The following is a 22,268-nucleotide window of genomic DNA, read 5'->3' as shown; positions in this document are numbered from 1 at the left end:
CCCGGCGGGGCCGGTCAGCGCAGGCGCCGGCCGAGTTCCACGTCGTCCGGGTCGAGGGAGCGGAGTTCCTCGATCTCCCAGACCGCGTTCTGGAGGAGGCGGGCGAGGGTCCAGGCCCTCGCCCGTTCGCGGTCCAGGCCCAGGACCTCCGTCATCGCGTCGAACCGCCAGCGGACGTCGGCCGGGTCGAAGCGGTTGTTGAGGGCGGGCCAGAGGTCGAAGCCGGGGTCGCCGGCGAGCGGCTTGGGGTCGATGGCCAGCCAGGGGGCGCGGTCGGCGGCCAGGACGTTGTCGAAGTGCAGGTCCCAGTGGAGGAGGCGGTCGCCGGGTTCCGTCATGACCTCGCGGAGCGCCGCCGCACAGTCCGCGATCAGCCGGCGGTCGGCCGGGTCGGGGATGCGGGCTAGGACGGCGGGGGTGCGCTCCAGCAGGTCCATAGCGATGTCGGACAGGCGGCGTACGGTCGGCGGGGCCGGGGTCGCGGTCAGATGGGCCAGGAGACGGGCGATGACCAGGACCGCCCGGTGGGTGTCGGGCTCGTGGGACAGCATGCGGGCCGCGTCGAGGCGTTCGAGGAGCATCGTGCCCGTGTCGGGGTCGTGGTCCAGGAGCCGTACCGCCCCGTCGCCGTCCCAGACGCGCAGCGCGACCGGTTCGCCCTCGCTCTCGTCGTCCAGGATCTGGAGCTTGAGGACGGCCGGGGTGCCGTCGGCCGTGCGGACCACGGGTACGACCAGGGCGCACATGCCGTGCATGGGGCGACCGTCGAGGCGCAGGTCCCAGCGGTCCAGGAAGTCGGCGGTCAGGCGCGGGAGGTCCGCGATGAACCGCCGGCCCGCCTCCCCGTTGATCTCCTCCTGAGTCTCGGCCAGTTCCTCCGGAACATCGATCGGAACGTCGATCGGCATATCGGTCACGCCGCCGACCCTACGCACGCTCCGGCCCGGAGTCCTTTGGATTTCGGGCCCGAAGACGCCCGTACACCACGGAATCCGTAGAAGACAGGGCCCGTGGGCAGGCGTTAGCGTCCGGCCATGAGCAGCTCGCAGAGCACCTCGGACGCGATCGCCGGCACCGTCAACGGCGGGGTCTCCTTCTGGTACACGCAGGCCGGGCTCCCCGTTCCGAGGGAGCCGCTGGCCGGGGACGCGGCGGTCGATGTGGTGATCGTCGGGGGTGGATACACAGGGCTGTGGACGGCCTACTACCTGAAGAAGGCCGACCCTTCGCTGCGGATCACCGTGCTGGAGCAGAAGTTCTGCGGGTACGGGGCCTCCGGGCGCAACGGCGGCTGGCTCTACAACGGGATCGCCGGGCGGGACCGGTACGCGCGGCTGCACGGGCGGGAGGCCGCCGTGCGGTTGCAGCGGGCCATGAACGAGACCGTCGACGAGGTCGTACGGGTGGCGGGGGAGGAGGGCGTCGACGCCGACATCCATCGGGGCGGGGTGCTCGAAGTCGCCCGCACCCCGGCGCAGTTGGGGCGGCTCAAGGACTTCTACGAGCACGAGACGGCCTACGGGGAGGACGACCGTGAGCTGTACGGGGCCCGGGAGACGGCCGAGCGGATCAGGGTCGCGGACGCCGTGGGGTCGACGTGGACACCGCACGGGGCCCGGCTGAACCCGGTGAAGCTGGTGACCGGGCTGGCGGCGGTCGTGGAGGGGCTGGGGGTCGTCGTGCATGAGCTGACGCCGGTCACCGAGATCCGGCCGGGGCACGCGGTCACGCCGTACGGGACCGTCCGGGCGCCCTATGTGCTGCGCTGCACCGAGGGGTTCACGGCGAACCTCAAGGGGCAGCGGCGGACCTGGCTGCCGATGAATTCCTCGATGATCGCCACCGAGCCGCTGACCGCCGAGCAGTGGGCGGCGGTCGGCTGGGAGGGGCGCGAAACGCTCGGCGACATGGCGCACGCCTATATGTACGCCCAGCGCACCGCCGACGACCGGATCGCGCTCGGCGGGCGCGGGGTGCCGTACCGGTTCGGGTCGCGGACGGACAACGACGGGCGGACGCAGGCCGCGACGATCGAGGCGCTGTACGAGATCCTCGTACGGTTCTTCCCCGCGCTGACCGGTGTGAAGGTCGACCACGCCTGGTCCGGTGTGCTGGGGGTGCCCCGCGACTGGTGTGCCACGGTCACCCTCGACCGGGCGACGGGGCTCGGCTGGGCCGGCGGTTACGTCGGCTCCGGTGTCGCCACCACCAACCTCGCCGCCCGGACCCTCCGCGACCTCGTCCGGCGCGACTCCGGGCAGGCCGGGGCCACCGGGCTGACCTCGCTGCCGTGGGTGAACCACCGGGTGCGCAAGTGGGAGCCGGAGCCGTTCCGTTGGGTGGGCGTGCAGGGGATGTACGCGACGTACCGCACCGCCGACCGGCGCGAGGCCACCTCGAACAGCGGGGAGTCGTCGCGGTTGGCGCGGTGGGCGGACCGGGTGGCGGGGCGGTGAGCTGACCTCGTCGGCGCGCGTACATCCCCCGCCCGCTCAGGCGGTGGTGCGCTGCTGGGCCCTCGCCGTGATCATCGTCGCGGCGGTGACGGCCGCGAGGAGGAGGACGGCGGCGGCCCACCAGAGGGCGGTGGTGTAGCCGTGGACGATGCTCTCGCGGACGGCGGCGGGGGTCGGGCCGTGGGTCGCGAGGTAGGCCGTGCCGGTCGTGGTGGCGATGGTGTTGAGCAGGGCCGTACCGAGGGAACCGCCCACCTGCTGGGCGGTGTTGAGGGTGGCGGAGGTGATGCCCGCGTGCTGCGGGGCGACCCCGGCGGTGGCGGTGGAGAAGACCGGCATGAAGGTCATGCCCATCCCGAGGCCCATCAGGATCAGCGCCGGGAGGACGGCGGTGGTGTACGCCGAGTCGACCGTGAGCCGGGTCAGGAGCAGCATGCCGGTCGCGGCGAACAGGGTGGCGGGGACCATGAGGCGCCGGGGCGGCACGCGCTGCATCAGCCGGGCCGAGATCTGGGTCGAGCCCGTGATGATCGCGGCGGTGAGCGGGAGGAAGGCGAGGCCCGTGCGCACGGGGGAGTAGGCGAGGACGACCTGGAAGTAGTAGGTCATGAACAGGAACATCCCGAACATGCCGACGGTCGCCAGGGAGATCGTCAGGAAGCAGCCCGCGCGGTCGCGGTCCCTGACGATGTGCGGCGGGAGCAGGGGGTGCGGGGCCCTGCGCTGCCACAGGACGAAGCCGGTGGGCAGCGCGGTGCCCGCCGCGAGGAGGGCCAGCACGCGGGTGTCCGTCCAGCCGCGCGGCTCGGCCTCGCCGAAGCCGTACACGAGGGCGACCAGGCCGGCGGAGCCGAGGAGGGCGCCGGGGATGCCGAGGCGGGCGCCCGTGCGGGCCGGGCGGTCGTGGAGGAGGACGGTGGTGCCGACGAGGGCGGCGACGGCGATGGGGACGTTGACGTACAGGCACCAGCGCCAGTCCAGGTACTCGGTGAGCAGCCCGCCCGAGATCAGGCCGATCGCCGAACCGCTGCCCGCGATCGCCCCGTAGACCCCGAACGCCTTTCCCCGTTCCGCCGGGTCCGCGAAGGTGGTGGTGAGGAGGCTGAGCGCGGACGGGGCGAGGACGGCGGCGAAGACGCCCTGGAGGGCGCGGGCCGCGAACAGGGTTCCGGACGTGCCGGCCGCGCCGCCGAGCGCGGAGGCCGCGGCGAAGCCGGCCAGGCCGATGACGAAGGCCCGCTTGCGGCCGAGGAGGTCCGAGACCCGGCCGCCGAGGAGCAGGAGCCCGCCGAACGCCAGGGTGTACGAGGTGATGACCCACTGCCGGCTGCCGTCCGACATCCCCAGATCGCGTTGGGCGGACGGCAGCGCGATGTTCACGATCGTCGCGTCCAGGATCACCATCAGCTGCGCGAGCGCGATGACGACGAGGGCCCACCAGCGGCGGGGGTCGGGGGGCGTCCCGGTGTCCGTGGCCTTGGCGGTCCCGGGGCGCCTGGTGGGGGCGCTCACGGCTCCAGCACGACCTTGCCGGTGGTGCCCCGGTTCTCCAGGGCGCGGTGGGCGGTGGCGGCCTCGGCGAGCGGGAAGCGGTGGACGGCCGGGGTGAGGCGGCCCGCGCCGGCCTCGGCGAGGGCGCGCAGCTCCAGGGTGCGGATGGGGTCGGGGCCGCCCGCCCGGCGGCGCATCTCCTCGCCGAGGACCGTCTCCGAGACCCCCTCGACGAGGTAGGGGCCGCCGTCCTTGATGCCGTCCGCCGACCAGCCGAAGACCAGGTGCTTGCCGCCGGGCGCGAGGAGGGCCACGGACTCCCGCGCCGCCGCTCCGCCGACGCCGTCGAAGACGATCGTGGCCTTGCCCCGGTACGCGGCGACCTGCTCCGGCCAGGCCGGATCGGTGTAGTCGACGGCGAGGTCGGCGCCGTTCGCCGCCACCCGGGCCGTCTTCGCGGGCCCGCCGGCGAGGCCGACGACCGTGGCGCCCGCGTTCTTGGCGTACTGCACGAGGAGTGTGCCGAGGCCGCCGGCCGCCGCCGGGACCACGACCACGTCGTCCGGGCCGAGTTCGGCGAAGAGCAGGATCCCCATCGCCGTACGGCCCGTGCCGATCATCGCGACCGCCTCGGCGAAGTCGAGGTTCTCCGGGATCTCGTGCAGCCGTTCGACCTCGGTGACGGCCAGTTCGGCGTAGCCGCCGGGTACGAAGCCGAGGTGGGCGGTGACCCGCCTGCCGAGCCAGCGGTCCGGGACGCCCTCCCCGAGCGCCTCGACGACTCCGGCGACCTCCCGGCCGGGGATCGTGGGCAGCTCCGGCGTCGGCCCCGGCCCCGGGAGGCCCTCGCGCAGGGCCGCGTCCAGCAGGTGTACGCCCGCCGCGGCCACGGCGATACGTACCTGACCCGGGCCGGGTTCGGGGTCCGCGACCTTCTCGTACGTCAGGTTCTCGGCCGGACCGAAGGTGCGCAGACGGATGGCGTGCATGTGGGGCCCCCTTGGGTGTGCGCCTGGTTTCGCTCGGTCGGCCCCAGCCTCTGACCTCAAGCATGCTTGAGGTCAAGGGAGTTCCTCGACCTCCTGCCCAGCGCCAGCGAGACGGCCGTGAGGGCGCTGTTGAACGACACCTCCGAGAGCACGCCGGGCGCCGCGACCTGGTCGCCCGCGAGGTACACGCCGTCGCCCCGATCCACGGCCGGACGGTCGCGCCAGCTGGTCCCGGGGAGATCGACCGCGCCCGTACGGCCGTTCGCGATCGCCTCGCGCCGCCAGGTGACCCGGTCCCGCCAGCCGGGGAAGCCCAGGTCGAGCAGGTGCTCGGCACGGGCGAGACCGTCCGCCCGGGACTCCCGCGGACCGATCGGGAACTGCCCCTGGAGCAGCTGCTCGCCCGCCGGGGCCAGCGTGCGGTCCTGCGCGGTGAACCGTTCGATCCAGCCGGGCGCGTCCAGGTCGGAGACCGCGAACGGGTCACCGCGACGGGTGCGCAGGGCGAGGTCGAGGAGGGCCGTACGGCCGCTCGGCCAGGTCAGCGAGTCGTCCCCGAGCAGCCGGCGGGCGGCGTCGAGGGAGGTGGCGACGATGACCGGGCCCGAGCCGGTGCCTTTGCTCCTGCCGGTGCCGGTGCCGGTGCCGGTGGCGGTGGCGGTGAGGGCGTCGAGGGAGTCGACGCGGCTGAGGGTCTCCATCCGGACGCCGAGGTTCCAGGCGCGGGCCGCCATCCGGTCGATCACGCTCGCCCAGCCGCCGCGCGGATAGTGCGCCTCCGGGGGCAGCTTCGTCGCCCGGCGCAGCCGTTCCTGGACGAACGCGGCGGACAGGGAGCCCGGGTCGTGGTGGAACACCGCCACCGCCGCGTAGTTGGCGGCGGCGCGCGCGGCCTCCTCGCCCGCCTGTTCGGTCGCCCAGGTGAGGAAGTCGACGTCCACGGGCGCGTGTCCGCCCGTACGGCCACGGCCACGGCGCGGGCGGAGCAGCTTGAGCATCGCGAACGGCGGGGTCCGGCGCAGCGCGCCCCGGTGGTGCAGGCGCAGCCGGGCGGCCTCCAGGGGCGGGAGGGGCGCGAGCGGGCCGATCAGGTCCCGCTGGGCGAGCCAGGTCCAGTGCGGGCCGCCGCTGTACAGGGCGTGCGGTCCCTCGTTCGTCCGGTACGGGCCCTCCGCGGTCCGGGCCCGGCCGCCGAGGGTGTGGTGCGCCTCGTACACGGTGACCCGCGCGCCCGCCTCGGCCGCGGTGATCGCCGCGGTGAGCCCGGCGAAACCGCCGCCGACGACGGTGAGGGGGGTGGGGGCGGGGCCGCCTGAGGTGCGGTACGGGGCTGGGGCGCGGTGCATGGCTGGGGCTCCCTCGGTCGGTGCCGGGCCGTCCTTGCGGCTGTCGTGGGTACGACGGGTCGGGGGCGCCGGAATGTGACATGGGGCCGGGTGGGGGTGCGTTTGCGCAGGTCGGGGGGATTGTCAGTGGGTGGGTGCAGGATGGGGGCATGGTACGGGCGAGGTCGGTGGTGAAGGCGGCGCGGCGGCCGGAGGTGCGGTTGCCGGTGCTGGAGGCGTACGCGGGCGGGGAGTTGGAGCCCGACGGGGACTACGACGGGCTGGAGTTCCGGGAGGAGGACTTCGTCGGGCAGGACGGCGGGGGCGCGCGGTTCATGGACTGCGCGCTGACGGGGTGCGCGCTGGACGAGACGCGGCTGCACCGGGCCCGGGTGCTCGACTCCGTCCTCACCGGGATCCGGGGTGTCGGCACGGATCTGGCCGAGGCGACCCTGCGTGATGTGGAGCTGGTGGAGGCGCGGCTCGGTGGGGTGCAGTTGCACGGGGCCGTGCTGGAGCGGGTGCTCGTGCGTGGGGGGAAGATCGACTACCTCAATCTGCGGGAGGCCCGGCTCAAGGACGTGGTCTTCGAGGACTGTGTGCTGGTCGAGCCGGATTTCGGGGGTGCGCGGCTGGAGCGGGTCGAGTTCGTGGGGTGTGCGGTGCGGGGGGCCGATCTGAGTGGGGTGACCTTGGTGGATGTGGATCTGCGGGGGGCGGCGGTGGTGGAGATCGCTCGGGGGGTGGAGCGGTTGTCCGGGGCGGTGATCAGTACGGCGCAATTGATGGATCTGGCGCCGGTGTTGGCGGGGGAGATGGGGATTCGGGTGGAGGGGTGAGCCTCTGGCGGGGGCGGGGTGCCTAATAGCTCGGGGGTTCGGGTGCGTTGGCGGGTGCGGGCCCGGTGGGGCTTCTCGCGCAGTTCCCCGCGCCCCTGAAAAGCCGGGGCTGCGCCCCATGCTTTTCAGCCCGCAGCCCGCAGCCCGCAGCCCGCAGCCCGCAGCCCGCAGCCCGCAGCCCGCAGCCCGCAGCCCGCTGCCCTGTCGCCTCTTCGGGCCCGCAGGGCCGTGGTGTTTCAGGCCCGCAGGGGCCTGGTCTTTTGGGGGCGCGGGGAACTGCGCGAGAAGCCCCACCGGGCCCGCAGACGAACGACGCGGCCCACAACCCTTACGGCACTCGGGGAAAGCGGGCCTGCAGCGTCCAGATCGCCGGATTCTCGGCCAGCGCGTCGTGCAGATCGCACAGGTCGGCGATGACGTCGTGGAGGAAGTCGCGGGCCTCACGCCGGAGTTCGGCGTGGGAGAAGGTGAGCGGGGCCTCCTCCGCCGGCATCCAGTCCCCCTCGACGTCCACCCACCCGAAGCGGCGCTCGAAGAGCATGCGGTCCGTGGACTCGGTGAAGTCGAGTTCCGCGTACTGGGGCCGGGAGGCACGGGACCCCGCCGGGTCCTGGTCGATCCGCTCCACGATGTCGCACAACGCCCACGCGAAGTCCAGCACCGGCACCCATCCCCAGGCTGTGGACAGCTCCCGGTCCGCCTTGGTGTCGGCGAGGTACACATCACCGCAGAACAGGTCGTGCCGCAGCGCGTACACGTCGGCCCGGCGGTAGTCCGTCTGCGGCGGGTCCGGGAAGCGGTTGGAGAGGGCGTAGCCGATGTCGAGCACGTAGGCGATGGTGTCATGTCCTCATAGGATCGCCGTCGTGTCCCGATCCGCACCGGTCGTCCCGGCCGCCCTGCTCACCGTCGCGCTGGCCCTGACACTCACCTCGTGCACCGGGGGCGACGGGGAGGCCACGCCGGCCCGGGGCTCCGCCGGCCTCCGGGACCCGTACTTCCCCCGGCTCGGCAACGGCGGCTACGACGCCACCCACTACGCCCTCACCCTCGCCTACGACCCCGGGGCGGACGCCCTGCTGCGCGCCACCGTCGTGATCACCGCACGGGCGACGCAGGACCTCCGCTCCTTCAACCTCGACCTCAAGGGGATGGACGTCGAGTCGGTCGCCGTCGACGGCGTGACGGCGCGGTGGAAGCGCGCGGGGCAGGAGCTGACCGTCACCCCCGCAGACGCCGGCCTCGAGGAAGGGAAGACGTTCCGCACGACCGTGCGCTACTCCGGCACCCCGGAGACGCTCACCGACCCGGACGGCTCCCGGGAGGGCTGGCTGCCCACCGCCGACGGCGCCCTCGCGCTCGGCGAACCGGCGGGCTCGATGACCTGGTTCCCCGGCAACCACCACCCCTCCGACAAGGCCGCCTACGACCTCACGGTCACCGTCCCCGAGGGCCTGCACGCCGTCTCCAACGGGGAGTTGCGGCGCGAGTCCACCGAGGAAGGCCGTACGGCCTTCTCCTGGCACACCGCCGAACCGATGGCGAGCTACGCGGCCACGCTCGCGATCGGCACGTACGAGATCCGGCGCTCGACAGCGGGGGGAGCAGAGGGTGGGGGCGCGGGGCCGCTTCCCGTGTACGTCGCCGTCGATCCCTCGCAGGCCGAGGACAGCCGTGCCGTGCTCGGGCGGATTCCCGAGATCATCGCGTGGGGGGAGAAGCACTTCGGCCCGTACCCTTTCTCCTCCACCGGGGCGATCGTCGACAGGCCGGAGGACTCGGCGTACGCGCTGGAGACCCAGAACCGGCCCGTCTTTCCCGGTACCCCCGACCTCTCCCTCCTCGTCCATGAACTGGCCCACCAGTGGTACGGCGACTCCGTCACCCCGAGGAGCTGGCGGGACATGTGGCTCAACGAGGGGTTCGCCACGTACGCCGAGTGGTTGTGGGAGGAGGACCACGGCGGTGACAGCGCCCAGGAGACCTTCGACGCGCTGTACGAGGGCGACTACTACCCGGACGCCGCCTCGAACGAGGCCGTGTGGGACTTCCCGCCCGCGCGGCCGCCGAGCGCCGCCCGGATCTCCGACAGCCCGGTGTACGAGCGCGGTGCGATGGTCCTGCACAAGGTCCGGGAGGCCGTCGGCGACGACACCTTCTTCGAGCTGATCCGGGGCTGGGCGGCCGCGCACCGCCACGGCAACGCGGACACGGCCGACTTCACGGCGTATGCGGAGAAGTTCGCGGCGGAGTCCTCGCGCAGGACATCTCGGGACGCGGATCTGACGCCGGTCTGGGAGGACTGGCTGTATGGGAAGGGCAAGCCGCCGCAGCCCTGAGAGGACTCGCTCAGCCGGCCGGATGTTCGGCCTCGAACTCCCTCAGCAGTCGGGGCAGTTGGGGCGGCCATACGGGCTCGGCCGCCGGGTCGGCCAGGTCTGCGGGGGTCCACCAGCGCCAGGTCAGGATGCCCTCCTGGGCGCGGGTGGTGGTGAGGAGGCCGCCGACCGGCTCGCGGCGGGGGCCCCGGGCCACGAAGATGTCGTCGTACTGGCGGACGGGGACGTCGGCGCGGGTGAAGTCGTGCTCCCAGGAGCAGAGGAACGCGCCCGGCTCCACGTCCGTCCAGCCCGTCTCCTCGCGCAGTTCCCGCCGGGCACCCTCGCGCGGTGACTCGCCCTCCTCCAGACCGCCGCCGGGCAGGGCCCAGTGCAGGCCCACCTCGTCGTTGACGTACTGGAAGAGGAAGACGGCCCCCTCCGGGTCGAGTACGGCGACCCGTGCGGCTCGGCGCGTCCTGCGCAGCGACTTGCGCAACACCGTGCAGGGGCGCCCCAGTTGGCGGTCCCGGCGGCGCTCGACGACCTCGTAGCCGAGGGAGGTCCAGAACGCCAGGGCGCCGGGGTTGTTGTCGAGCACCGCCAGCCGTGCGGCGGTGCGTCCGGCCCGCCGGAACCGTTCCTCCACGAGGGCCGCCAACTCCCGCCCGTGCCCCCGTCGCTGAGCCCCGGCGTCGACGAGCAGCAGCCCGATCCACGGGTCGGGGTCGGCCGGATCGGGGTGGCGCGCGAGGGTGATGGCGATCCCGACGAGCGGCCGGCGGCCGGGGGCGTCCCCATCCTCCGTGCCCGGCCCGCCCTCCCCTCCCTCCCCGCTCTCCCTGCTCTCCCTGTTTTCTCCGCTCTCCGTGCCCTCCCTCGCGAGCAGGATCTCCACGTCCGGGTTGGCCAGCTCCACGGACAGGGCCGCGGCCACCTGTTCGGGACGGATGTCGTTCGCGTCCGGGAAGTCACGGCTCAGGGCGTAGAAGTCGCGGTTGGAGGCGTGCAGGGCGGTGAGTTCGGCGAGGAGGGGCCCGGGAACGGTTCCGTCCTCGGCCGTACGGAGGGGTTCGAGACGCAGCATGCCCGCACGGTATCGATCAGGGGACCTGTCAGGGGGACCTACAGTTCCTCCGGATGTGCGGGAGGGGATGAGGCGGTGGAGCAGCGCGTACGCGTGCACAAGGCCCGGCTGGGTGGTGCCGAGTTCCGGGTGATCCGGCCGGAAACGTCGTCGGCCCGGCTGGCGTTGCGCGACGACCGGCACTGGCTGTCGATGTACGTCGACCGGGCCGGCGCGGAGCAACTGGTCGCCCTGTGGGCGCTGGCCGCCCGGTCCGCCCGGTCGCTGGTCCATCTGCCGCTCCGGGCCGCGCCCGTCCCCGACGGCGTCGTCGGCGGCGACGGCGACGGCGAACCTGTCGCGCTGGACCTGGTCCTGGTCCACCACAGCCTGCGGTTCCCGACCGCCTCGTGGAAGGAGGTGCGGTCCCGGCTGGACGCCGGCCGGCCCCAGACCACGGCGACACCGGAGCGGGACTTCCCGGACGAGGACGCCATCGACTACGGGAGATGGCACCACCGTTCGAACCGCGACCAGCTCGCCTTCGACATCGCGGCGCACACCCTGTTCGTCGTGGGCAGCCCGACCGCGTTCCGCGAGCGCGGTGCCGCGCTGCGGGGTCTCATCGACGAGGCGCCGTCGTTCCCGCACCGGTACCCGGACGCCGGGCACTTCTGCGTCGAACTCGATCCGGGGCCCTGGTCCCGGATACGGAACCGGCGGCGTGTCCCCGCCTCGCTGCACATCCAGTACTGCGCCGACTGGCGCGTATGACGGCCGGAGGCCCCGCCGTCACACGGCCGGAGGCCCCGCCGTGTGACGGCGGGGCCTCCGGTGAAGCGGTGAAGCGGTGAAGCGGTGGTGCGGTGAAGCGGTGGTGCGGTGGTGCGTTGAGCCGGGACTCAGACGCTGACGCCGAAGTCCTGGGCGATGCCGACGAGACCCGAGGCGTAGCCCTGGCCGACCGCGCGGAACTTCCACTCGGCGCCGTTGCGGTACAGCTCGCCGAAGACCATGGCGGTCTCGGTGGCGGCGTCCTCGGAGAGGTCGTAGCGGGCGATCTCGGCGCCGCCGGCCTGGTTGACGATGCGGATGTAGGCGTTGCGGACCTGGCCGAAGTTCTGCGAGCGGTTCTCCGCGTCGTAGATCGAGACCGGGAAGACGATCTTGTCGACGTCGGCGGGGAGGCCCGCCAGGTTGACGTTGATCGCCTCGTCGTCGCCCGCGCCCTCGCCCGTGCGGTTGTCGCCGGTGTGGACGATCGTCTGGTCCGGGGTCTGCTTGTTGTTGAAGAAGACGAAGTGTCCGTCCGAGTAGACCTTGCCCTGCGGGTTGACCGCGATCGCGGAGGCGTCGAGGTCGAAGTCCGTGCCGGTGGTGGTGCGGACGTCCCAGCCGAGGCCCACGGTGACGGCGGTCAGGCCCGGAGCCTCCTTGGTGAGCGAGACGTTGCCACCCTTGGACAGGCTTACAGCCATGGTTGGGAGTCCTTCCCTCGTTGCGTACGTGCCTTACGGGCTTCGTGCCGGGGACGAAGCTACCTGTACCCCTATGAACGTCGGGAGGGGCGCCAGAGGTTCCAGCGCTTTTTACTTTCTTTACCCGGACGGTCGCTCGACGCGGCTCCGGAAAAGAGCGTGACGTGGACCGGACATTCGGGTGACCATAGGGGCATGTCCGGTCCTCACGTCATCCGTGGCTCCGTCTCGCTTCCCGAGGCCGAGCTGATGTGGCGTTTCTCCCGGTCCTCCGGTCCCGGGGGGCAGCACGTCAACACCAGTGACTCGCAGGTCGAGCTGCGGTTCGATCTCGCGAACACCGAGGCGTTGCCCGAGGTGTGGAAGGCGCGGGCGCTGGAGCGGCTCGCGGGGCGGCTCGTGGACGGGGTCGTGAGTGTGCGGGCGTCCGAGCATCGGTCGCAGTGGCGGAACCGGGAGACCGCGGCGGTGCGGTTGGCGGCGTTGCTGGCGGAGGCGACTGCGCCGCCGCCGAAGCCGCGGCGGGCGACGCGGATTCCTCGGGGGATCAATGAGCGGCGGTTGCGGGAGAAGAAGCAGCGGTCCGATACGAAGCGGGGGCGGGCGGGGCGCGACTGGGGGTGACGGTGCGGGTCGCTTGGTTGGGGGTTTCTCGCCCCCGCCGCCCCTACCCGTCCCATCCTCCAGGGGCTGCGCCCCTTCGACCCCCCAGGGTCGGTTGTCGGTTGTCGGCTGCGGGTCGGTGGGGCTTCTCGCGCAGTTCCCCGCGCCCCTTAAAAGCACGCGGTCCCCGCGTCCCCTCTGCGAAGCACGGGCGTGGCTCCTCGCGTCCCCGTAAAAGCACGCGCAGTTCCCCGCGGCCCTTGACCCTCTACGGGGCCAGTTGCCTGTAGCGGCCCCGGAAGTACGTCAGTGGGGATCCGTTCGCGCCCGGGGATGTCGAGGACAGGACCTGTCCGATGACCAGGGTGTGGTCGCCGGCGGTCACGCGTTGTTCGGTGCGGCACTCCAGGGTGGCCAGGGCGCCGGTGATCAGGAGGGCGCCGGTGACTTCGCCTCGGGTGTGGGGGAGGTCGGCGAAGAGGAGGCGGTCGCTGACGCGGTTCTTCATGGCGAAGCGGGACGCCACCGTGCGCTGGTGGTCGGCGAGGACGGAGACGGCCCACAGGGGCTGCTCGGCGAGCAGGTCGTCCATGCGGGAGCCCTCGCGGAGGCTGACCATGACGAGGGGCGGGTCGAGGGACACGGACATGAAGGACGTGGCGGTCATGCCGACGTCCTCGCCGCGCGGCCCCTCCGGGTCGAGCGCCGCCTCGTGCGCGGTCACCAGAACCACACCGGCCGCCAGCCGGGACATCGCGGCACGGAACTCGTCTTCACTCACCCCCTCAGCATGCCCGCCGGGGAGGCCGGCGGAGGCAGCCGGGGTCTCCCCGACAGCCACCGAAGGATTTGCGAGCGGAACGGGAGCAAGGGGAGCAGAGGGAGACGCCGGAGCAACGGGAGCAACAGGGGGAACGGTCACCTTCGCACGCTAGGTCGCCGCGGTCGGCCGTCGCATCGGGCCAGGGCCCGAACCGTCACCCGGACCTGCGACCTAGGGCCCGGCTCGCGGCCCGCGCCCGACACCCGCTCGCGGCCCGCGCCCGGCACCCGCTCGCGGCCCGCGCCCGGCACCCGCTCGCGGCCCGCGCCCGACACCCGCTCGCGACCCGCGCTCGCCCCCCGCTCCGCACCCGCTCAACCCCGCTCACAGTGCCTACACAGAGTTCTGAATTCTGTTCAGGAAGCGCACGAGGGAAACGCATAAACTCCACTCAATTGCTCATGTTCTGTTGTGACTTGAGTCACAGGAGCCATATTTTGTTGACCCTGTGTACCGAGTGGGCTTCGCGCTGTGATTCAGTGGCGGGGAAGCTGGAACCTGTAAGCGGGAACTGTAAGCGGTTGTAAGCCCGCGAGTTAAGCGAGTCGAGCAGGTTGGGCAGGTCACCTGGAGCCTGGAGCTGCCACGAGATCTCGGGGGGAGGGCGAATGGAGACCGAGTCGGAGCCCTACGTCCGTCTGGGGACGCTGCGGCAGCTGCACCAGGTGATGGCGGACATGAACACCGCGCGCAGCCTGGCCGACACCCTGCAGACCGTCGCCGACGGCGTGGTCAACGGCCTGGGCTACGAACTGGCCTGTGTGAACCTCGTCCGCCCCGACGGCGACCTGGTCGTCGCCGCCCTCTCCGGGAACAGCGCCGCCGAGGCCCTCATCACCGGCCGCGTCGGCTCCCGTGCCTCCTGGGACCGCCGGCTGACCATGGGCGAGTCCTGGGGCGACCTGCGGTTCATACCGCACACCGAGGGCTGGGTGCTCGACGAGGACGACGTCCCCCAGTGGTACACCGACGGCCCCGCGCCCCGCTTCGAGGACGAGTGGCACCCCTCCGACCGGCTCTTCGCGCCGATGTACACCCCGGGCGCCGGCGGCGCCTCCTGCGGTGAGCTGCTGGGCGTCATCTCCGTGGACCGGCCGCGAAACGGTCGTCGACCGGGCGCATGGGGACGCGAAGCGCTCCAGATGTACGCCTTCCAGGCCGCCATCGCGATCAGCAACGCTCGGCTGCGCGCCAACATGCAGCGTGCACTGGTCAGGCTCGAAAGGGAGCAGCAGGCGCTGCGGGCCAGTGAGGAATCCTTCCGGCAGGCGTTCGAGTACGCCCCCTCCGGTATGGCCATCGCGGAGATGGGCGGCGACCAGCACGGCCGGATCCTGCGGACCAACGACGCGCTGTGCCGGCTGCTGGGCCGCCCCGCCTCCGCCATGCGCCGCTACGCCTTCTCCGATCTCGTCCACCCCGAGGACATCGGCACCCTGCTGCGGACCTCCGCCGAGGGCGGGCGCGCCGAGCTGCGGCTCGGGCGGCGCGACGGGACGTACGTCTGGGTGTCGCTGCGCAACAGCGTGGTCGCGGACGCCGCCGACGGCCCCCGCTTCCTGCTCACCCACGTCGAGGACATCGAGGAGCGCAAGCGGCGTGAGCTGCAGCTCGCGCACCGCGCCTCGCACGACGCCCTCACCGGACTGCCGAACTCCGCGGAGCTGCGCTCGCGCCTGTCCGCCCGGCTCTGCCAGCGCCCCCAGTCCCTCCCGGCGGGCGCGGCGGCCGACTCGATGCATGTGGCCGACTCGATGAACGCGGCCTTCGGGGAGTACGGAGGGGAGCACGGGGAGTTCGGCGGCGCCGAGTCCCCGCCGCGGCTGCCGCACCCGTCGTTCGACGAGTACGAGGCCGCGGGCCACGGCGGGCACGCCTTCGACTTCCACGCGGCGGGCGGGCCGTACGACGCCTTTGACCACCATGTGCACACCGTCGCGCCCGAGGACGAGCGGGACGACGGGACCAAGGGTCTCGCGGTGCTCTTCTGCGACCTCGACGGGTTCAAGTCGATCAACGACCGGTTCGGGCACAACTCGGGCGACGCCGTCCTCATCGAGGTGGCCCGCCGGCTCAGCCGGGGCGTGCGCGACGGCGACACGGTGGCCCGGCTCGGCGGTGACGAGTTCGTCGTCCTCGCCGACGGCCTCGGCCGCGCGGACGCCCAGGACCTCGCCGTACGCCTGCGCAACGAGATCATCCAGCCGATCCGGGTCGACGGCCGCGCGATGCGCGTCGGCGCCAGTTTCGGTATCGGATGGGCCCACTGCGGAATGACGGCGGACGAGGTGTTGAAATCAGCTGACGAGCGGATGTACGTCGAGAAACGATCTCGCCCCAGGCAGCACAGACGGGCCGGATGACGCCCGGAGTGACGTCCGAGACATGCCGGGAAAAGCCCAGGTCAGCGAGGGATCGTGGCGGGATTTCACCTGGTGGACGGTGGCCCGGCCGGGCGATGAGGTCCGAGTCACCCGTTTGGGGCACGGCGAGCGGGTAGGCTCGCTCTTCTACACCCCCACGCAACAACCCGCCACCCGTACGTGTAAGTACCGCACCGCTGAGGAGACCTAGGGATGACGCCCGGCAACAACGGCGCGAGCACGCCCGAGGACGACGACCCGTTCGGCTACCTCTACGAGGACGGGCAGGCCCGAGGAGCCCAGCCGCCCAGCGGGAGCTACGGCTACCCCAACGCGGTCAACCGGGTCCGGCCGGTCGGCGAACGCCAGTACGGGCAGCAGACCCAGCAGGCTCCGCAGGCCGCCACGGCGCAGTACGGGCAGGTCCCGCAGCAGGGGTACGGCCAGCCGCAGGGCGCCCCCGGTCAGCCGAACGCGCACTACCAGGCCCCCGAGAGCTTCGGCGGCGGCGGTGCGCCGACGACCCGTCAGCAGGGGCACGGCGGGGGCGGTGGCCGTGGCCGGGGCCCGAACACCAAGGGTCTCCTCATCGGCGCGATCGCCGTGGTCGCCGCCGTGGTGATCGGCATCGGCGTCGCCATGCTCGGCGGCGACGACTCCGACAGCGCCTCGGGCGACGACACCGGCGCCTCCACCGGCCCCACCACCGAGCAGAGCGCCGACCCCAGCCCCTCGGCCAGCAAGTCCAAGGAAGCGGAGACCACCGAACTCCCCAAGGCCGAGGCGAAGACGCTTCTGCTCGGCGGCACGGCGGTCACCGCGTCCGACATCGCGGGCGCCAAGTCGGACGGCGGCTTCTACGTCACCAACTTCAACTCGGTCGGTTCGTCGATCACCTGGAAGATGGAGGACGTCCCGGCGGGCGGCAAGTACACGCTGTACGTCATCTACGGCGTCCCGGGCAAGAAGGCCGACGCCACCCTCTCGGTCAACGGCACGGCCCAGACCCGCCCGCTCAACCTGGACAACTTCGCGAAGGCGCCCGAGGGCGACTACGAGAAGGGCTGGACGAACACCTACGCGTCCATCCAGCTCAACAAGGGCAGCAACGAAGTAAAGATCTCCTGCGAGAACGGCAACTCCTGCGACGTCAACTTCGACCAGCTGTACCTGGAGAAGGGCTGGAAGTGAGGCCCGCCCTCACCGGCTGAGCCCGCTCACGCCGCCGTGACCTCCCCCGTCACCGCCACCTGACCCACCAGCTCCTCGTACGCCTGGCGGTCGAACTCGCCCGCCACCGGGGTCAGTACGGTCGCCGCCGAGAGGGCTACGGCTCGGGCGAGGCGGTCCGGCCAGGGCAGGCGGTCGATCAGGCCCGACAGCAGGCCCGCGACCGCGGAGTCGCCCGCTCCGGTCGGGTTGCCGCGGAAGCGGCGCGGTGGGGTGGCGCGCCACTGGCCCTCGGGGGTGTGGGCGAGCAGACCGTCCGGGCCGAGGGAGGCGACGACCGCCTGCGCGCCCCGGCGGCGGGCGTCCCGGGTCGCGCGGGACGGCTCGTGGGAGCCGGTCAGTTCGGCCAGTTCGTCGGCGTTGGGCTTCACCAGATCGGGCCGGGCCGCCACCCCGCGCCGCAACGGCTCACCACTGGTGTCCAGCAGCACCGGCACGGAGAGCGTACGGGCCGTACGGACCAGGCCCGCGTACGCGTCCACCGGCACCCCCGGCGGCAGACTGCCGCACAGGGCCACCACCGAGGCGGAGCGCAGCAGTTCGACGTACGCCTCCTGGAACGCCGACCACTCGGCGGGGGTGATGAGGGGGCCGGGTTCGTTGAGCTGAGTCGTGTCACCGCTCGCGTCGGCCACGGCGACCGTCCGGCGCGTCGCGCCCCGCACCGGAAGCAGCGCGTCCACCACGCCCGGTGTGTGCGTCAGCCGGTCCTGCACGGCACGGCCGGTCGCGCCGCCGACGAAGCCGGTGACCGTCACCTCGTGGCCGAGCGCCGCCAGCACCCGGGCCACGTTCAGGCCCTTCCCGCCGGGCCGTTCGGTCACCTCGGTCACCCGGTGCGTGGTGTGCGGACGCAACTCCCGTACGCGGTAGGTGATGTCGAGAGCGGTGTTCAGCGTGACCGTGAGGATCACCTGCGCCGACCCCCTTGAGTCTCGGCTGCGCGGAGGCTCGATCATGCCAAACGAGCGGCGGTCGGCCCAGACCCCCGGACCGACCGCCGCACTGCGCGCCGATGTCAACAAACGGACGGATCAGGTCAGTTGGGGCCGTCCGTCGAGGGGCGGTCACCGAACGGGGCGACCACCCATTCGCCCTTGCGCAGCACGCCCCTGAGGTCGAAGTCCGCGTCGAGGAGGACGAGATCGGCGTCCTTGCCGGGCTCCAGGGAGCCGACGCGGTCGTAGAGACCGAGGAGCTTGGCCGGGTTGGCGGAGAGGGCGGCCACGGCGTCCTCGACGGGGAGGCGGTCCAGGGTGACGGCGCGTTTGAAGGCGCGGTCCTGGGTCAGGGTCGAGCCCGCGATCGAGCCGCCCTCCACCAGCCGGGCCACCCCGTCCACGACCTCCACCGCCAGCGGGCCGAGCGTGTAGAGGCCGTCGCCGAAGCCGGCCGCGTCCATCGCGTCCGTGATGAACGCGACCCGGGCCGCGCCCGCGTGACGGAACGCCAGCTGGAGGGAGGCCGGGTGCAGATGCGTACCGTCGTTGATCAGCTCGACCGTGATCCGCTCGTCCTCCAGCAGCGCCGCGATCGGGCCAGGCTCACGGTGGCCCAGCGGCGGCATCGCGTTGAAGAGGTGGGTCGCCACGGTCGCGCCCGCGTCGATGGCCCGCACCGTCTGCTCGTACGTCGCGTCCGTGTGCCCGATCGCCGCGATGACGCCGTGCTCGGCGAGGAGGCGTACGGAGTCGAGGCCGCCCGGGAGTTCGGTCGCGAGGGTGACCATGCTCGCCCGGCCGCGCGCCGCGTCGATCAGTTTGCGGACCTCGGCGGGGTCGGGGTCGCGGAGCAGTTCCTCCGAGTGCGCGCCCTTGCGGCAGGGGGAGATGAACGGGCCCTCGAAGTGGATGCCCGCGATGTCGCCCTGCTCGGCGAGTTCGGAGAGGAGGCCGGCGCGGTGGGCGAGGCCGTCCATGTCGTCGGTGACCGTGGAGGCGACGAGGGTGGTGGTGCCGTGGAGGCGGTGGGTGTGGATGCCGCGTAGGACGTCGTCGACGGTGCCGGAGGTGAAGGAGGCTCCGCCTCCGCCGTGGTTGTGGAGGTCGATGAATCCCGGGAGGGCCCAGTAGCCGCGGACGTCGAGGGTGGGGGCGTTCTCGGGGGCGCTCGCGGTGATTTTGGTGCCGTCGATGGTGAGGCGGCCGTTTTTCACGATGCCGGTGGGGAGGACGACGTTGGCGCCTTCCAGGACGTACGGGTGCGCTGTGTGGGGCGGCCGCGGGTTCGTGGGGGCTGGTCGCGCAGTTCCCCGCGCCCCTGACGGGGCGCTGCTGTCGGACCCGGTGTCGGAAAGTGTGGGGGCCATCAGGTGGTTACCTCCGAAGGGTCCATGGGGGTCGTGGGGGTGAGGAGGTCCCAGGCCAGGAGGCCGGCGCCTCGGCAGCCCGCGGTGTCTCCGAGGGCGGCCGGGACGATGGCGGGGACCTTCTGGAAGGTGACCCGGTGGTCGACGGCGGTGCGCAGGGGGGTGAAGAGGGTTTCACCGGCCTCCGCCAGGCCGCCGCCGAGAATGAGGGTGCGGGGGTCGAGGAGGGTGAGGGCGGTGACCAGGCCGTCGGCGAGGGCGTCGACGGCGTGCTGCCAGACAGTGGCGGCGCGCGGGTCGCCCGACTTGACGGCCTTGGCGCAGTCCGCCGCGTCGGCCTCCGGGTCGCCGGAGGCCTCCGCCCAGGCCTGGCTGACGGCCGCCGCGGAGGCGAACCGCTCCAGACAGCCGTGCTGCCCGCACGGACACGGGGTGCCCCCGGGCCGTACGACGATATGGCCGATCTCGCCCGCGAAGCCGTGGGCGCCCGCCTCCACCCGGCCGTCGACGCCGATCGCGCCGGCGATCCCGGTGCCGAGCGCCACGAAGAGAAAGCGGTCCGCGCCCTGGCCCGCGCCCACGCGCCCCTCCGCGAGCCCCCCGGTGCGCACATCGTGGCCGAGGGCGACCGGGACGCCGCCGAGGCGCTCGGTGAGGAGCGCGCGCAGCGGGACGTCGCGCCAGCCGAGGTTGGCGGCGTAGACGGCGATGCCCTGGCCGGCGTCGACGATGCCGGGCACGGCGACCCCGGCGGCGGCCGCGGGCTCGCCGAAGTGCCGCTCGCCGTACGCGCGCAGCTCGGCGGCGAAATCGAGGATCGACGCGACCACGGCGTCCGGCCCGCGCTCGCGTCCGGTGGCCCGGCGCGCCTGGTGCAGCAGCTCGCCTTCCGCCCCGACCAGTGCGGCCTTCATCCCGGTGCCGCCCACATCGAGGGCGATGACATGTCTCACGGAGAACAGTGTGACCCTTCGACCCATGAGAGGTCTAGTCCACTTACGTGGTGCAGACCTTATGGAGAAGGGTGGGGAAGAGTGGGGAAGGTTGGCGAAGTTCGAAAAGTTGAGCGATTGACGGCCTTGGGTGCGAGGCCGGTGATCCAGGCTGTTGTGCGCGGGGCCGGTACGACAGGTTGGGGCAGTACGAGTGGGACAGCGGCAGCGGCGGACGAAGACCGGCGTCGGAAACAGCGGAACGGCGGCACTGGCCGCCCTGTCGGCGCTGGGACTGATGGCGACGCTTGCGGGCTGCGGCGCCTCGGAGGCGAGCGGCCCCGGCGTCACCCTGAAGCTGGTCGCCGCCGACTACGGCGACTCCGAGGCGAACAGCTCCCAGAAGTACTGGGACGCGGTCGTGAAGGCGTACGAGAAGAAGACGCCGGGCGTCAAGGTCGACGTCAGCGTCTACTCGTGGAACGACGTCGACCGCAAGATCAAGGAGATGGTCGCCGCCGGTGACCCGCCCGACCTGGCGCAGGCCGGCACCTACGCCGACTACGCCTCGGCCGACCGGCTCTACGAGGTCGACGACCTGCTCTCCATCCCCGTCCAGGCCGGTTTCCTGCCCCAGCTCGCCGACTCGGGCAAGGTACGGCGGATCGCGTACGGGATGCCCTTCGCCGCCTCCACCCGCGTCCTCTTCTACAACAAGAAGCTCTTCGCCGAGGCGGGCATCGACAGCGCCCCGCGCAGCTGGAGCGAGCTGGCGGCCGACGCCGAGGCCCTCGACGAGGCCGGTGTGAAGACGCCGTACGCGCTGCCACTCGGGCCCGAGGAGGCCCAGGCCGAGACGATGCAGTGGCTGCTCAGCGGCGGTGCCGGCTTCACCGACGACGTCGGCACCTACCGGATCGACTCCGAGGAGAACGTACGGACCTTCACCTGGCTCAAGGACAAGCTCGTCGACAAGGGGCTCACCGGGCCCACCGCCCCCGCCGAGCTGAACCGCGCCGACGCGTTCGCGGCGTTCGCGCGCGGGGAGGTCGGCATGCTCAACGGGCACCCCAGTCTGATGCGGATGGCCTCCGACCAGGGGGTCGAGTACGGGACGGCCGCGATGCCCGGGTACGACGGGCGGGAGCACGCGACGATGGGGGTGACCGACTGGATGATGGCCTTCAAGCAGAACGGTCACCGGGAGCAGATCGGGGACTTCCTCGACTTCGTCTACAGCGACGCGAACGTGCTCGACTTCTCCCGTGAGTACGACCTGCTGCCGGTGACCGCGTCGGCGTCGGAGGAGATGGCGGCGTCGTCGCGTGACGCGGGGATGAGGCCCTTCTTGGACGAGTTGCCCAGCGCGGAGCTCTATCCCGTCGGGAAGACGTCCTGGGCGGGTGTCAGCGCGGCTGTCAAGCAGCGGATCGGGCGGGCGGTGCGGTCTGGGGTGAAGCCGGGGGTTGTGCTGGAGCAGCTCCAGCAGACGGCGACGGTGGCGGATCGGGAGGGCTGAGGGTGCCATGGGGGTGGGCCGGGTGGGGTGCGTTGTCGGGTGCGGGTGCGTGGGGCTTCTCGCGCAGTTCCCCGCGCCCCTAAAAGATCGCAGGCCCTCGCGGCCCTGAAAAGCGACCGGGGGCGGTCCTGAAAGACGACCGGGCTGCGGGCTGAAAAGCCTGGGGCGCAGCCCCTGCTTTTCAGGGGCGCGGGGAACTGCGCGAGAAGCCCCACCGGAGCCGCACCCGCCAACGCACCCGCCCCCCCGAGCTCCCCGGCGCAATGTCACCCCCGTCCATTACCGTCGTCGCATGGACGACCTGGACCCCCGTGAACAAGCCATCCTCGCCGTGGAGCGGCAGGGGTGGGTGGGGCCGGGGGCCAAGGAGCGGGCCATTCGGGAGCGGCTGGGGATCGCGCCCGTGCGGTACTACCAGCTGCTGAACGCCCTGCTCGACGACCCCCGCGCACTCGCCCACGACCCGGTCACGGTGAATCGGCTGAGGAGGGTACGAGAGGCCCGCCGGGACGAGCGGTGACGGATCGA

At 72.4% G+C, this 22,268-nt stretch carries 20 protein-coding genes; 9 read left to right on the top strand and 11 right to left on the bottom strand.

Going from position 1 to position 22,268, the window contains the following annotated elements; genetic code table 11:
* Positions 1-14: 14 nt before the first annotated feature.
* A complete protein-coding gene (locus ACZ7MG_RS20910; protein ID WP_471389156.1) occupies positions 15-908 on the bottom strand; it encodes an aminoglycoside phosphotransferase family protein in 894 nt (297 codons plus the stop codon).
* Positions 909-1,034: 126 nt separating this feature from the next.
* On the opposite strand from ACZ7MG_RS20910, the gene ACZ7MG_RS20905 reads away from it, so the two are divergent.
* Positions 1,035-2,456, top strand: coding sequence for an NAD(P)/FAD-dependent oxidoreductase (locus tag ACZ7MG_RS20905; RefSeq protein WP_471388779.1), 1,422 nt, complete (start codon positions 1,035-1,037; stop codon positions 2,454-2,456).
* Positions 2,457-2,492: 36 nt separating this feature from the next.
* On the opposite strand, the gene ACZ7MG_RS20900 is transcribed toward ACZ7MG_RS20905, so the two are convergent.
* From ACZ7MG_RS20900 to ACZ7MG_RS20890, 3 genes are all read right to left on the bottom strand, one after another.
* Positions 2,493-3,860: an MFS transporter gene (locus ACZ7MG_RS20900; protein WP_471389160.1), complete on the bottom strand. Its 1,368-nt coding sequence runs from the start codon at positions 3,858-3,860 to the stop codon at positions 2,493-2,495.
* Positions 3,861-3,964: 104 nt separating this feature from the next.
* Positions 3,965-4,936 (bottom strand): zinc-binding dehydrogenase, encoded by a 972-nt coding sequence (locus tag ACZ7MG_RS20895; protein ID WP_471388781.1) that lies wholly within the window; start codon positions 4,934-4,936, stop codon positions 3,965-3,967.
* Between the two features lie 56 nt (positions 4,937-4,992).
* Positions 4,993-6,282 carry an FAD-dependent oxidoreductase gene (locus tag ACZ7MG_RS20890; RefSeq protein ID WP_471388784.1) on the bottom strand — a complete coding sequence of 430 codons (1,290 nt, stop codon included), beginning with the start codon at positions 6,280-6,282 and terminating at the stop codon, positions 4,993-4,995.
* A 149-nt stretch (positions 6,283-6,431) separates the two neighbouring features.
* Here ACZ7MG_RS20890 and ACZ7MG_RS20885 point away from each other — a divergent pair, with 149 nt between their 5' ends.
* Positions 6,432-7,100: a pentapeptide repeat-containing protein gene (locus ACZ7MG_RS20885; RefSeq protein WP_471388787.1), complete on the top strand. Its 669-nt coding sequence runs from the start codon at positions 6,432-6,434 to the stop codon at positions 7,098-7,100.
* A gap of 328 nt (positions 7,101-7,428) precedes the next feature.
* Here the strand turns inward: ACZ7MG_RS20885 and ACZ7MG_RS20880 are convergent, their stop codons facing one another.
* Positions 7,429-7,929, bottom strand: coding sequence for a hypothetical protein (locus tag ACZ7MG_RS20880; protein WP_471388790.1), 501 nt, complete (start codon positions 7,927-7,929; stop codon positions 7,429-7,431).
* A gap of 7 nt (positions 7,930-7,936) precedes the next feature.
* Between ACZ7MG_RS20880 and ACZ7MG_RS20875 the strand changes: the two genes are divergently transcribed.
* Entirely contained in the window at positions 7,937-9,439 is a 1,503-nt protein-coding gene (locus ACZ7MG_RS20875; protein ID WP_471388792.1) for a M1 family metallopeptidase, read from the top strand.
* A 10-nt stretch (positions 9,440-9,449) separates the two neighbouring features.
* On the opposite strand, the gene ACZ7MG_RS20870 is transcribed toward ACZ7MG_RS20875, so the two are convergent.
* Positions 9,450-10,502 (bottom strand): bifunctional GNAT family N-acetyltransferase/NUDIX hydrolase, encoded by a 1,053-nt coding sequence (locus ACZ7MG_RS20870; protein WP_471389163.1) that lies wholly within the window; start codon positions 10,500-10,502, stop codon positions 9,450-9,452.
* A 78-nt stretch (positions 10,503-10,580) separates the two neighbouring features.
* On the opposite strand from ACZ7MG_RS20870, the gene ACZ7MG_RS20865 reads away from it, so the two are divergent.
* On the top strand, positions 10,581-11,258 hold the full coding sequence (locus ACZ7MG_RS20865) for a hypothetical protein (RefSeq protein ID WP_471388795.1): 678 nt from the start codon (positions 10,581-10,583) through the stop codon (positions 11,256-11,258).
* A gap of 128 nt (positions 11,259-11,386) precedes the next feature.
* On the opposite strand, the gene ACZ7MG_RS20860 is transcribed toward ACZ7MG_RS20865, so the two are convergent.
* Entirely contained in the window at positions 11,387-11,962 is a 576-nt protein-coding gene (locus tag ACZ7MG_RS20860) for a TerD family protein (protein ID WP_086762889.1), read from the bottom strand.
* A gap of 195 nt (positions 11,963-12,157) precedes the next feature.
* Here ACZ7MG_RS20860 and arfB point away from each other — a divergent pair, with 195 nt between their 5' ends.
* Complete coding sequence (arfB, locus tag ACZ7MG_RS20855; RefSeq protein WP_471388798.1) at positions 12,158-12,586, top strand: alternative ribosome rescue aminoacyl-tRNA hydrolase ArfB; 429 nt, start codon at positions 12,158-12,160, stop codon at positions 12,584-12,586.
* Between the two features lie 247 nt (positions 12,587-12,833).
* Here the strand turns inward: arfB and ACZ7MG_RS20850 are convergent, their stop codons facing one another.
* Positions 12,834-13,346, bottom strand: a complete 513-nt coding sequence (locus ACZ7MG_RS20850) for a flavin reductase family protein (RefSeq protein WP_471388801.1) — start codon at positions 13,344-13,346, stop codon at positions 12,834-12,836.
* A 650-nt stretch (positions 13,347-13,996) separates the two neighbouring features.
* Here ACZ7MG_RS20850 and cdgB point away from each other — a divergent pair.
* Positions 13,997-15,751, top strand: a complete 1,755-nt coding sequence (cdgB, locus tag ACZ7MG_RS20845) for a diguanylate cyclase CdgB (protein WP_471388804.1) — start codon at positions 13,997-13,999, stop codon at positions 15,749-15,751.
* A 213-nt stretch (positions 15,752-15,964) separates the two neighbouring features.
* Positions 15,965-16,942, top strand: a complete 978-nt coding sequence (locus ACZ7MG_RS20840; protein WP_471388807.1) for a CBM35 domain-containing protein — start codon at positions 15,965-15,967, stop codon at positions 16,940-16,942.
* A gap of 26 nt (positions 16,943-16,968) precedes the next feature.
* On the opposite strand, the gene ACZ7MG_RS20835 is transcribed toward ACZ7MG_RS20840, so the two are convergent.
* From ACZ7MG_RS20835 to ACZ7MG_RS20825, 3 genes are all read right to left on the bottom strand, one after another.
* Entirely contained in the window at positions 16,969-17,895 is a 927-nt protein-coding gene (locus tag ACZ7MG_RS20835; RefSeq protein WP_471388810.1) for a 1-phosphofructokinase, read from the bottom strand.
* A 125-nt stretch (positions 17,896-18,020) separates the two neighbouring features.
* Positions 18,021-19,289 carry an N-acetylglucosamine-6-phosphate deacetylase gene (nagA, locus tag ACZ7MG_RS20830; RefSeq protein WP_471388813.1) on the bottom strand — a complete coding sequence of 423 codons (1,269 nt, stop codon included), beginning with the start codon at positions 19,287-19,289 and terminating at the stop codon, positions 18,021-18,023.
* Positions 19,289-20,269, bottom strand: coding sequence for an ROK family protein (locus ACZ7MG_RS20825; RefSeq protein WP_471388815.1), 981 nt, complete (start codon positions 20,267-20,269; stop codon positions 19,289-19,291). The genes nagA and ACZ7MG_RS20825 overlap by 1 nt, the downstream gene beginning before the upstream one ends.
* Positions 20,270-20,519: 250 nt before the next feature.
* Between ACZ7MG_RS20825 and ACZ7MG_RS20820 the strand changes: the two genes are divergently transcribed.
* Positions 20,520-21,740 (top strand): ABC transporter substrate-binding protein, encoded by a 1,221-nt coding sequence (locus ACZ7MG_RS20820; RefSeq protein WP_471389166.1) that lies wholly within the window; start codon positions 20,520-20,522, stop codon positions 21,738-21,740.
* Between the two features lie 292 nt (positions 21,741-22,032).
* A complete protein-coding gene (locus tag ACZ7MG_RS20815; RefSeq protein ID WP_471388818.1) occupies positions 22,033-22,260 on the top strand; it encodes a DUF3263 domain-containing protein in 228 nt (75 codons plus the stop codon).
* Positions 22,261-22,268: the final 8 nt, after the last annotated feature.

The sequence above is a fragment of the Streptomyces sp. NPDC107538 genome, assembly GCF_055657445.1.
This window is presented reverse-complemented; position numbering and strand designations above follow the sequence as displayed.

Excerpts from the sequence above, each read along its gene's own strand:
- ACZ7MG_RS20840 (WP_471388807.1), top strand. The coding sequence starts at position 15,965 with ATGACGCCCGGCAACAACGGCGCGAGCACGCCCGAGGACGACGACCCG.
- ACZ7MG_RS20860 (WP_086762889.1), bottom strand. The coding sequence starts at position 11,962 with ATGGCTGTAAGCCTGTCCAAGGGTGGCAACGTCTCGCTCACCAAGGAG.
- ACZ7MG_RS20820 (WP_471389166.1), top strand. The coding sequence starts at position 20,520 with ATGGCGACGCTTGCGGGCTGCGGCGCCTCGGAGGCGAGCGGCCCCGGC.
- cdgB (WP_471388804.1), top strand. The coding sequence starts at position 13,997 with ATGGAGACCGAGTCGGAGCCCTACGTCCGTCTGGGGACGCTGCGGCAG.
- ACZ7MG_RS20895 (WP_471388781.1), bottom strand. The coding sequence starts at position 4,936 with ATGCACGCCATCCGTCTGCGCACCTTCGGTCCGGCCGAGAACCTGACG.
- ACZ7MG_RS20815 (WP_471388818.1), top strand. The coding sequence starts at position 22,033 with ATGGACGACCTGGACCCCCGTGAACAAGCCATCCTCGCCGTGGAGCGG.
- ACZ7MG_RS20825 (WP_471388815.1), bottom strand. The coding sequence starts at position 20,269 with ATGGGTCGAAGGGTCACACTGTTCTCCGTGAGACATGTCATCGCCCTC.
- ACZ7MG_RS20885 (WP_471388787.1), top strand. The coding sequence starts at position 6,432 with ATGGTACGGGCGAGGTCGGTGGTGAAGGCGGCGCGGCGGCCGGAGGTG.
- arfB (WP_471388798.1), top strand. The coding sequence starts at position 12,158 with ATGTCCGGTCCTCACGTCATCCGTGGCTCCGTCTCGCTTCCCGAGGCC.
- ACZ7MG_RS20875 (WP_471388792.1), top strand. The coding sequence starts at position 7,937 with ATGGTGTCATGTCCTCATAGGATCGCCGTCGTGTCCCGATCCGCACCG.
- nagA (WP_471388813.1), bottom strand. The coding sequence starts at position 19,289 with ATGGCCCCCACACTTTCCGACACCGGGTCCGACAGCAGCGCCCCGTCA.
- ACZ7MG_RS20890 (WP_471388784.1), bottom strand. The coding sequence starts at position 6,282 with ATGCACCGCGCCCCAGCCCCGTACCGCACCTCAGGCGGCCCCGCCCCC.
- ACZ7MG_RS20900 (WP_471389160.1), bottom strand. The coding sequence starts at position 3,860 with ATGGTGATCCTGGACGCGACGATCGTGAACATCGCGCTGCCGTCCGCC.
- ACZ7MG_RS20910 (WP_471389156.1), bottom strand. The coding sequence starts at position 908 with ATGCCGATCGACGTTCCGATCGATGTTCCGGAGGAACTGGCCGAGACT.
- ACZ7MG_RS20905 (WP_471388779.1), top strand. The coding sequence starts at position 1,035 with ATGAGCAGCTCGCAGAGCACCTCGGACGCGATCGCCGGCACCGTCAAC.